This window comes from Actinomycetota bacterium, from assembly GCA_023488435.1.
In the GTDB taxonomy this organism is placed as follows: domain Bacteria; phylum Actinomycetota; class Coriobacteriia; order Anaerosomatales; family UBA912; genus UBA912.
This window is the reverse complement of record JAMDCK010000052.1, coordinates 1-10,175: the sequence shown is the minus strand read 5'-3', so window position 1 is coordinate 10,175 and position 10,175 is coordinate 1. Positions and strand designations below refer to the sequence as shown.

The 10,175-nt window shown below is 63.4% G+C and carries 11 protein-coding genes and 1 riboswitch; of the genes, 3 read left to right on the top strand and 8 right to left on the bottom strand.

Annotated elements, in window-relative coordinates; genetic code table 11:
• The 3 genes from M1617_07225 to M1617_07215 all read right to left on the bottom strand — a co-directional run.
• The coding region (locus M1617_07225; protein ID MCL5888060.1) for an iron ABC transporter permease at positions 1 to 650 on the bottom strand (650 nt) is incomplete at its 3' end.
• Between the two features lie 13 nt (positions 651 to 663).
• Positions 664 to 1,614: a cobalamin-binding protein gene (locus tag M1617_07220; protein MCL5888059.1), complete on the bottom strand. Its 951-nt coding sequence runs from the start codon at positions 1,612 to 1,614 to the stop codon at positions 664 to 666.
• Positions 1,615 to 1,751: 137 nt separating this feature from the next.
• Positions 1,752 to 1,921: riboswitch (cobalamin riboswitch) on the bottom strand.
• 53 nt (positions 1,922 to 1,974) lie between these two features.
• The gene (locus tag M1617_07215; protein MCL5888058.1) at positions 1,975 to 2,550 is read right to left on the bottom strand and encodes a hypothetical protein; all 576 of its coding nucleotides are present in this window, start codon (positions 2,548 to 2,550) and stop codon (positions 1,975 to 1,977) included.
• A 162-nt stretch (positions 2,551 to 2,712) separates the two neighbouring features.
• On the opposite strand from M1617_07215, the gene M1617_07210 reads away from it, so the two are divergent.
• Positions 2,713 to 3,555: a 4Fe-4S binding protein gene (locus M1617_07210; protein ID MCL5888057.1), complete on the top strand. Its 843-nt coding sequence runs from the start codon at positions 2,713 to 2,715 to the stop codon at positions 3,553 to 3,555.
• Here M1617_07210 and M1617_07205 read toward each other — a convergent pair.
• Together M1617_07205 and M1617_07200 are read right to left on the bottom strand one after the other, a co-directional pair.
• Complete coding sequence (locus tag M1617_07205) at positions 3,539 to 4,243, bottom strand: hypothetical protein (protein MCL5888056.1); 705 nt, start codon at positions 4,241 to 4,243, stop codon at positions 3,539 to 3,541. The two genes, M1617_07210 and M1617_07205, sit on opposite strands and share 17 nt — an antisense overlap.
• 120 nt (positions 4,244 to 4,363) lie before the next feature.
• Positions 4,364 to 5,410 (bottom strand): hypothetical protein, encoded by a 1,047-nt coding sequence (locus M1617_07200; protein MCL5888055.1) that lies wholly within the window; start codon positions 5,408 to 5,410, stop codon positions 4,364 to 4,366.
• Between the two features lie 109 nt (positions 5,411 to 5,519).
• On the opposite strand from M1617_07200, the gene cls reads away from it, so the two are divergent.
• The gene (gene cls, locus M1617_07195) at positions 5,520 to 7,004 is read left to right on the top strand and encodes a cardiolipin synthase (protein MCL5888054.1); all 1,485 of its coding nucleotides are present in this window, start codon (positions 5,520 to 5,522) and stop codon (positions 7,002 to 7,004) included.
• Here the strand turns inward: cls and M1617_07190 are convergent.
• Entirely contained in the window at positions 7,001 to 7,432 is a 432-nt protein-coding gene (locus tag M1617_07190; GenBank protein MCL5888053.1) for a hypothetical protein, read from the bottom strand. The genes cls and M1617_07190 overlap by 4 nt on opposite strands.
• 132 nt (positions 7,433 to 7,564) lie before the next feature.
• Here M1617_07190 and M1617_07185 point away from each other — a divergent pair, with 132 nt between their 5' ends.
• Entirely contained in the window at positions 7,565 to 7,987 is a 423-nt protein-coding gene (locus tag M1617_07185) for a phosphate-starvation-inducible PsiE family protein (protein MCL5888052.1), read from the top strand.
• 3 nt (positions 7,988 to 7,990) lie between these two features.
• Here M1617_07185 and M1617_07180 read toward each other — a convergent pair whose 3' ends face one another.
• Entirely contained in the window at positions 7,991 to 9,496 is a 1,506-nt protein-coding gene (locus M1617_07180) for a DUF2779 domain-containing protein (GenBank protein MCL5888051.1), read from the bottom strand.
• Between the two features lie 111 nt (positions 9,497 to 9,607).
• Positions 9,608 to 10,141 (bottom strand): hypothetical protein, encoded by a 534-nt coding sequence (locus tag M1617_07175; GenBank protein MCL5888050.1) that lies wholly within the window; start codon positions 10,139 to 10,141, stop codon positions 9,608 to 9,610.
• Positions 10,142 to 10,175 lie beyond the last annotated feature (34 nt).

Sequence of the window (10,175 nt, the reverse complement as noted above, 5' to 3'; positions counted from 1 at the left end):
AGCGTGACCACGTACTGCCACGACGCGCCGGAGAGCCCGCCCATCATCCAGAACACGATCGTCGCCATCGACTCCTTGGCGAACACCATCATGAACGACGTCACCGCCGCCAGCGTGTACGAGATCGCGACACCGGCCAGCAGCAGCGACGTCACTTCGAGGCGTCCTCGCATCGATGCGAGTCGCACGACCAGCACGACCGTCAGCAACGCGCCGAGAAACGCGCCCGCCGGGACTCCCAGGTATCGCAGCCCGGTCACGCCGGCGGTCCCCACGATGACCGTCATCGCGCCCAAACCCGCGCCGCTTGAGACGCCCAGGATGTAGGGGTCGGCGAGCGGATTCCTGAAGAGCGCCTGATAGATCACGCCCGCAGTCGCGAGGCTGGCTCCGACGAGCGCGGCCAGCACCGCCCGGGGCAGCCGTATGCCGAGGATGACGTTGTCGGACACGGGCCCGGCCACACCGGAGAGTGCCCGCCCAATCGCAGCGAGCACATCGGCAGGTGGAACCGAGACCGCCCCGAATCCGACCGCCGCCAGAAGCGCTGCACCGAGCGCAGCGAGCAGCACGCCGATCGCCAGCGCCGGCGACACACGCGCGGCTTCAAGCTGCTCCTCGGCGGCCTGGGGTCGGACCCGGGCGGTCATGGCGACGCGTGTCCTACTGGAAGGCGTCGGGGTGCAGGGCTTCGGCGATCTGACGCACGCCCTGGACCACACGCGGGCCGGGCCTCGAGACCAGGTTGTCATCGAGTACATACACGCGATCGTTGCGAACCGCGGCCAGGTTGGCGAACCCGGGGCGCTTCGCGAGATCGGCCGGGTCGCTCATCGAGCCCTTGGTCGCGAGGTAGACCTCGGGGTCATCGGTCACGATCTGCTCCAGCGAGTAAGCGCCAAAGCCCGGAACAGTGATGACGTTCTGGCCACCGGCCGCGCTGATCAGATCATTGAGAAGCGTATCGGCACCAGCCGTGAACAGCGGATTCTGCGAGATCTCGACAAAGCAGCGCACCGGCTCCCGCTCGCCGATCGCCGAGGTGATCTCGCCGAGATCAGCCTGCATGCCAGCGACGACTTCCTCGGCAGCAGCACCCTGGCCGGTTGCATCCCCGACAGTCTGGATCGACGTGAATAGCGCTTCAAGCGTCTGCGGGTCGATCGCGACCACGACAGCGCCCATAGCCTCGATCTGCTCGATCACGTCGGACTGGATGCCTGTGGTGGCGAGCACGAGATCGGGCTCGAGCGCGGCGATCGCCTCAAGGTTGGGGGTGATGAAGTCCCCTACCTTGTCGATCTCGGCGACCTGGGCCGGATAGTCATCGAAGGTTGTCACTCCCACAAGCCGCTCGAGAATGCCCAGCGAGTACACGATCTCGGTGTTCGACGGAGCCAGCGACACGATGCGCATCGGCTCGCTTGCTATCTCGACCTCTCGGCCGGCATCATCGACCACCGTGATCGGGAAGCCTGTCTCCTGCGGCTCGGGCGCGGTGGTGCCTGCGTTCCCGCCGTCGCTGGGGGCAGCACAGCCGACAAGCGCGAGCGCCACCGCCAGCATCACCACCACTACCGCCAAAAGCCCTGATTTCCGAAGTTTGTCTACCACGAACAACTCCTTCCTGGTCTTGCGGCCCCAATGCGAAGACCCACCTCAGTGGTGAGGCGGGTCTTCGAGCATCAGTCTTGTCCGGGTGCCGCCGCCCTGAAGCGAGTGCACCGCGATCAAGCCTCTTCTCCTCGAAGGCCGCATCGCAATCACCGGGCAGGTCTCCTGACTTGGCGACGCTGCGCTCTTTCGCAGGCCGCATCACAGTGGCGGGTCCGTGCTGGAATCTCACCAGCTTCCCTATTCTCCCGCTCCCCAGTCCGCTCCACGGCTTCGGTTCACGGGCACCCGATGACGCTTATTCGATTATCACACCATCAAGATACACGATTGTGACCCTGAGTTGCGCGATCAGTTCTCCTAGAACATCGCCTTGATATCGTCGAGCGCAGCCCCCGCGTTCTCGAACATGTAATCATCCACGCACATGTAGAACTTCGGCGACAGGGGCATGCCCAGGGTCAACAGGGCCTGGACCAGCTTCTCACCCCAAAGCGTGTCGGTCAGCAGAGCCTCGGCCATCCCAGGCGAGAGGAAATCCGAATCCACCCCGGCCAGCGACGCCGAACCCCATGCGCAGTGCAGGTTGACCGAGTCAACCCGGTTCCCGTCGCCGACGAACTCCAAGCATCGCCGGGCCTGGGCATCGCCGAACTCCAGGTGCCACGTGTCGCCCTCGGCCAGATAACCCAGCGTGCGACCGAGCATCTCGAGACGCTCGGGGATCAGGAAGGATTCGCTGGGCAGCTCGGCGATCAACTCACGTAGATTGCATAGCGACACCAGATGGGCCTCGGGCATGCTCTCCCGCAACATCCCGACCGCCAGGCTCGCCTCGGCATTACATCTCGAGTTCATCAGCAACTTGACGAGCTCACTGTGCTCGCCGTCCGCATGCTCGGCGGCTGTGGCCAGGCCCTTTTGCAGCGCGATCATGTTCACTGTGCCACCACTTCCGCCCTATGCCCTATACTGTCACCGGCCAGTCTGTCTTGCTGTTACGCTTATCATCGGCCTGCGACTGACGAGCGTGTAGTTTTTTGCGATGAACGGCACCGCCTGACCGCCTGACCGCCCTTTACCCGCCGAGGAGCCCTCATGTGTCGCTTCTGCACCCAGCACGGTGATGGCAAGTTGTGGTACCTGCGCGCCGAGAACTACATCGCCGACCTAGATGCCGACCTCGAGCGTCGCGGGTACATGATCGAGTTCGCTCAGGGCTTCAAGACGATGCGCCCGAAGGCTCTGCTCGGCGCTAAGGTGCTGGATGTACTGCCCAACAAGCTCGCCGATCCCATCCGCTCGCGCGTGACCGCCCGCCAGGAGGAGCATCACTTCGGTCAGCCGGTGCCGATCGAGGAGTGCGAGCGGATCTTCGACATCGCGACCTCGATCGTGCGGCTGCCGTGCATCTGCCGCACCCACGCTGGCAAGCCAGACAACGCAGTGTGCCTCGCTGTGACCACGCACCCCAACGACTCGGCGCTGAGCGAGGTCGTCGCAGGATTCGACGCCGGCCCCGACGTCGCCCCGCTGCAGCGGCTCACCAAGGAGCAGGCGCTCGAGTTGCTGCGCGAGTGCGAGCGCGACGGGCTCATGCACTCGGTGTGGACATTCAAGTCACCGCTCATTGGTGCGATCTGCAACTGCGACATGGAAAGCGGCTGCCTGGCTATGCGCATGAACGTCGGCCACAACATCAAAACGATGTGGCGCGGCGAGTACGTGGCCGTGCTCGACAAGGAGAAGTGCACCGGATGCGGCGCATGCGTGAAGCGCTGCCCGTTCTTCGCGTTCGATCCGCCCGCGTCGAAGGGTGCGCCGGCTGTGCTGCGCGCGGTCGACTGTTGGGGCTGCGGCGTCTGTCGCTCGGCCTGCCGCGCCGACGCGCTCTCACTCACTCCCCGTTCAAGCGTGCCCGGGCTCAGTCAGCTGTGGTAGCCACTTCGGCAGATGCCTTCGCCTGCCTCGATCGCGTGACCTGATCCTGCACCAGCACCACGAGCAGCAGGATCGAAAGCGACAACGCGGCGAGGATAGCGAAGAACGGTAGCTGTATCTCGGGGCCTGAGTTCATCACCGGATTGTCGGGGTGCAGCACCCGCGCTTCTTCCGACACCAGGACCGAACCGAGCTGGAACCACATCACAGCCACAAAGGCCACGTCCATCACGGCACGCCAGCGGTCGTTCTCAACAAGCCACCCGGCGATCAGCAACGCCGAGACCAACAGCACCAGCTGCAACTGAATCATCAGCCTAGGGTCGGCCTGCATGACCACGAGCGGGTTCGCGGGAGAGCCGGTGAAGTCCCACGTCAGTTTCGCAGCAACCGCTCCTAAGGCCATGTTCGCGATCCACATGGTGGCCCCCACGAAGCGGAATCCGGCTACCCAGGCATACAGCCGAGGAGCCCGCAGCAGCAGATAGGCCACTGCCGAGATGCCCAGCAGCGTGAACGCCCCGAGGTTCACCCAGGTCGAAGCACCGTGGAAGATGGGGAGGCGCACCGTTTCGCCGAGTCCGACCACAGGCGGTATCACCTGCGTGAGCATCAGCGCTCCGGCGAACGAGGCCGCGGCCCCGGCAAGGATCGCGAGTCGCACTGCTGGACTGAAGGGTTTGGTCATCGATCGGCCTCCTTTGCGAGATGGAGCCATTGTTTGCGTTCGCACACGCAAGAATAGCAGAAGGCCCCTTTCAGGGGCCTCCCACTGCACTTCCGACTCGGGTCCTGTCAGCGTTTCAGCTTACTGCAGCTGCACGCCTGTGGCCTGGATCTCCCAGCGTCCAAGCAGGTCCTCGAAGTAGACCCAGCCTGTGACCTGGACTCGATCGCCGACTGCGAAGGTACCGAAGTCGCTATCGCCGTCGATGAAGATCGTTCCTGTACCGTCGCTGAGCATCAAGTCATCGTACGCTGGCATCGACACGATCTCGCCGGTCAGGATCACGCTCTGGCCGACAACCGGGGCTGCCAGGATCGCCGAGACAGTCGAGGCGACTGGCACAGGGGCCGGAGGAGTCACAGGAGGCGTGGGCTCCTCGGAAGGATCAGGCGTTGGGTCTACAGGGTCCGCCGGCGGGGCAGGATCGACAGGTGCCAATCCGAGCCATGCCAGGAACTTCTCGAGGACTCGCAACAGCCCGGGTGGGACTTGCTCCTTCTGGCCTGCGGCGACCTTGGCCTCCGCACGCTCGATGTTGCGCTGGATCCTTGACAGTGCATTGGCCAGGCCGGTCAGCTTCTCAGGATCGACCACCGGTGTGGCATCCACCGAGGGTGTGGTACCGACCGAACCATCATCCGGAAGTCCTACCACCGGCGGGACGATCACGTGATCATAGTCATCGTCCTTGTCCTTGCCAGCCCAATCCGGACGGCCTTTGGCCTTGTCCTTGTTGCGGTCACGATACTTCTTGGCGTCGTCAGACTTCTCTCGGGCCTCCTGGACGCGCTCGAACTCACGCTCGCGGGCCTCTTGGGCGGCCTCGAACTCACGCTCGGCAGCATCTTGCGCCCGATCGAAATCACGCTCGGAGACGCCCGCATCGCTGCCGCGGCCACGCTCGCGGGCCTCTTGGGCCTCCTCGAACTCACGCTCGGCAGCGTCTTGCTTCTCCTCGAACTCACGCTCGGCAGCATCTTTTGCGCGCTCACGCTCACGCTTTTCTGCTGCAGCGGCAGGGTCCTTGGGCGCATCGCAATCGCACGTACTGGCGAATGCGGCGGCCGGCGCGAGCAGAACGATCGTCAAGGCCACACTGAGCACCTTAGTCAGCATCGATCTCTTCATCGCGGTCAACCTCCTTTGTTGTTCAGGGCTTCCCGGGTCAAGCCCGAGAGGCGCATGTCTGTTGCTCATTCACCCATAAGAACGCAAACAGCCCCATTAAGGTTTCGGCTTGAAGAAAATATTCCTGAACCCCCCGCAACGCGGGTATCATCGAACCATGCCGCACATCCCGCTCGCCGAAGCGATCTACATCATCATCGCACTGCTGGTGATCGTGCTCCTCATCACCGATGAAGAGCGCGACACCGGCACCACCCTTGCGTGGCTCATCGTCCTGATTGTCCTGCCGGGCCTCGGGTTGTTGCTGTACTTCTTCTGGGGCCGCAACTGGCGGCGCATCCGCCGGCACAGTCGCATCGTCCAGAAAACGGAAAGACTCGCCGACGCCGCGCTGGGCCCAACATACCAGCAGTACGCCGAGGAGGCCCGTGACCTCGTCGAGGCCGTGCGCGACGACTACATCGACCGGCTGATCGAGCTCATCCAAAAACAGAACGGCACGATGCCCATCCCCGCGCAGACGGTCGAGGTCATGACGTGCGGCCAGCAGAAGTTCGACGCGCTCAAGGCCGACATGGCCCAAGCCACACACTACATCCACCTGCAGTACTTCATCTGGGAGCAGGATTCCCTGACCGCCGAAGTCACCGAGATCCTCCTCGACAGGCTGGCCGCGGGAGTCGAGGTCAGGATCATGTACGACTTCATCGGCAGCATAGCGTATGGCAAGAGCGAGATGCGGCAGCTCAAACGCGCGGGCGCCAAGGTGGTCGCGGACATACTGTCACTCTCGAAGATCAACTACCGCAACCACTACAAGATAGCGGTCATCGACGGCCGGGTGGGCTACACCGGCGGCATGAACATGGGCGCCGAGTACATCGACGGCGGCAAGCGCTTCGACACCTGGCGCGACACCCACATGCGCATCACCGGCCCGTTCGTCGCCGAGCTGCAGCGCCTCTTCGCAGGCAGATGGCTCGAAGCGCGCGGCGAGTCGCTCTTCCGCCTGAGCTACTTCCCGCCCCCGGCGACCGGCGCCTCCGGCTCGATGCTGCACCTCGCCCACTCCAGCATCGACACCCCCTGGGAGTCGATCCGCCACGCGTACCTGCTCGCGATCGCCAAAGCCGAGGAGACCGTGCGCATCCAGTCGCCCTACTTCGTGCCGGACAACTCGATCTCCGACGCACTGGCGATCTCGGCGTCTTCGGGCGTGGACGTGCGCGTCATCATGACGGGCGTCGCGGACAAGCGCCTGCCATACTGGGCCGCGCACTCGATGATGTCACGCCTGCTGCGCGCCGGAGTCCGCATCTACCAGTACGAAGTCGGCTTCTTCCACGTGAAGGCGATAGCGATCGACTCCAAGGTCTGCGCGGTGGGCACCGCGAACATCGACACCCGCAGCTTCTCGCTTCACAACGAGCTCATGGTGTTCATCTACGACGAGCAGCAGGCCCGACTCGCCGAGGAGACCTTCGAGCAAGACCTCGCCCACTGCCGAGAAGTCACGCTCGAGGACCTAGCCCGCATCGGGGCACTGGAGCGGTTCCGCAACTCGCTAGCGAGGCTTGCGGGCCGACTGCTCTAGTGGAGTTGGTGGCCCGAGAGTCCCTCATCGCTTAGCGGCGTCAGCCTGACGAACAGGTCGATTGAATGCTCGAGTCGGCCGTCAACGAGTACTTCGAGGCTATGAGCACCGGCTTTGGAGAACAGGACGCCCGGCATGTTCAGTATCACCTGAGCGCGACCGCCCTCCTGCGGGTGTATCTCCCCGAAGGATATGTCTCCATCGAGCGCCGGGATGACCTCGTCACCGTCGGGGTCGACAAGGCGCAACGTCAGCCGGTGGTTGCTGGACTCACCGGGGTCGGCTGCAAGGCGCAGGGCAAGCGCCATCATAGGGTGAGTAGCGGGCAACGCCGGAGCGTTGATCGTCTCGAACACGCCCGCGATCACCAGTTTTCCCTGATCCGTGGTGGCGGCCCAGTCAGCCAGCACCGCTAGTGTCACCTGCAAGATGCGTCTCCTTCCGGACACGGCTAAACATCGTCATGTCCGGACACTATACCGCACCCTAGGCCTTGCACCCCTTTTCCCGTCAAGATGATAGAATCATCGTTGCCGGAAATCGTAGCTGGAGGGAACCCAATGATCGAAAAACAACTGGAGCGTTTCGTGTCGGCGCTCGAACTGTTCGTCTCGGCGGCACTCATCGTTGTGGCCATCATGCTTGTGGTGGCATTGGGCTTCGACGTACTCGGTGAGGCTACGGATGGTCTGGGCTTCGACCGCGAGAGTTTCACGCTCCTGATCTCCCGGGTCCTGGAAGTCTTCATCGTGATCGAGCTCTTCAGGGTCGCTCTGGCCTACATCACACACCGCAACGTCATCCCCATAGTCTTCGAGGCCGCCCTCGTGGCGCTCGCACGTAAGCTCATCGTGTTCGAGCCACAGGGTGACGTCCTTGCAAGCTCGCTGGGACTTGCTGTCTTGTTGCTAGCGCTGGGCATCTCGTGGTGGCTCGTGGGCAACGCCGGCGGGTTAAAAGCGCATGGCGAGTCGAAACCGTGACGGCTATGCGCCGCGACTCCTGCCGCTGACCCACTCGTCTGCGAATCGCCGAGACTCCTCCAGCAGCCGCACGGTGGCGTAGGTGTCCAGGCGGCAGTAGTCCAGTAGGTCCTCGTTGAGCTTCTGAGCCTCCTGCTCGTCGAGTAGTCCCATCGCCATCCTGAGGTACCTCACGCTGGCGGTCTGGCCGTCCTTGACGTCGAGCTCACTGTAGGTGAGTTCCGGGCACCATGCAGGCAGCACGAACTTGATGCTGGTCCGCCCGCAATCCAAGGGGTGCTTCAGGCGCGCGCGGACCATCTTCTCAAGGTCGAACATGCGTCCCATCACCGCTTCGAACTCCGATTGCATCTCCGGGAGCCAGTCGGAAAGCGCGGTCAGTATCTTACGCTCGTAGGAGCTGTAGTGGATGATCGAACCGGAGTCGCCCAAGTCCTCGAGCATGCGCTGGGCTAGTGCCCGCCTGGGATCCTCGCCAGCTGGCGCCAGGAACTCGCGGTGCGAGACCGAGCCATCCTGCTCGTGGATGTGGATCGAGTACTGGAACGGTACGGCCTCGTAAGGCCGGACCCCGGCCCATAGCGGCAGCGCTGGCATGATCGTCTCGAAGTCCAGATGCTTGACCGGCCACTGGAGTGCGCCCAGGTCCTTATGCAGGCCCTCCGCGTTGATCTCCGGCTTGCCGCTGCGCACCACCTCGACCACTCGGGCCTGATTGTCGCTAAGCCCAGCGAAGCCTGACGGTATGTGGTCGATCGCCAGGATTCCGGCGTCCAGCAGTGCGTTGCAGGCCTTCTCCGAGAGCCTGGGCAGGTCCGTGATGGGATTCTCCGACGGCAGGAACGCGTGGCAGTGCCCCGCGAAAGAGCAAGTGTATGGCTTCCTGCAGCGCGATCCGATCCTGATGTCGGGTTCTGGCCCCGTGAGCATCTGCTGCATGTAGCCGAGCATGTCCGGAACTCCAACGATGTGCAGGCGAGCCTCATCTGTCACATCAACGATGGCGAAGATCTTGGCGGGGTCGTACTCTCCGCCATCGTGGACATACTGGTTGTCGATGTGCACCACGTTTGCGGTCCTGACACTCAAGCCCGCGCCCTCGACCACATAGGTCTGGATAGCCGCGTCGGTCACGAACTGCTCCTTGGCCGAAGAAGCCGACTTCACCTCATAGAGATCCCAGACCCCCGGCTCGACCCGCACAAGGATGTCGACCCTGACGAGCACGTTGTTGAACTCGAACGCTGGCTCGTAGAGCACCGCGGCACCTGAAGCGATCAGCTCCTGGGTCCGCACCAAAGCCTGGGCGGTCTGGAAGTGGTCCTCTGTGACCTCGACGCCGCCGGGGAAGAGGGACTGCGCCAACTGCCCCACAGTCGAGCCCTGATCGAAGATCCACTGCTGGGACTCCGTGATGGGATCGGCAACGCTGGGGTTGTGGACCGTGAGCCACAGTGCCCTCTCGCACTGAAGCCCTTTTTGATACCTGGATTTCGATAGTCTTTTCATGTGAAGAACGATATCACATGGGTCTGACACGCCTCTGACACGCCGGTTAAAAGGGCCCGGCACCGACCTTGCGGGGAGGTGCAAGAGCCGGTGCCGGGAAACTTAGGGTGCTTACGGAGTGGACGGGGCCGATGGCGCAGGTGCAGGCGCACCGGGTGCAGGCGCTGGGGCTACGGGCGCGGGTACGGGCACAGGCGCACCGGGTACGGGCGGCACTGTCGCGGGGACTCCCGTACCAACCGGTCCTCCAACCCCTGGAGGGGCAAGGAACCCGGTGGGCTCAAGAGCGGCACGAATCGCAGGCTCCTGGATCGCGGACCCGCAGAAGTTGATGATGATACTCGGGGGGTTCTGGAAGGCGATGACCTCAGCTACGCCCTCGACCCGCCTGATGGCTGCGAACAAAGCCTCTGTGGCCAGCTGCACATCCGCACCGGGCGCATAGTAGTAGACCACCTGCTGGCACTGGTCGGCCGTAGCTCCTGTCAGGCGAGCCGTACCGTCCGGCCCGAAGACGACATCGTCTCCGCCAAACGAGATGGCGATAGCCACAACCAGGAACACTGCCGCGATCGCAAGCGTGATTGCAAGGATCGGCGGCTTCTTACGAGGAGCTACCGGAGTGGCAGCAGGATTCTTAGACATCTATTCTCTCCTTTAAGGAATGACCCGATTCCAA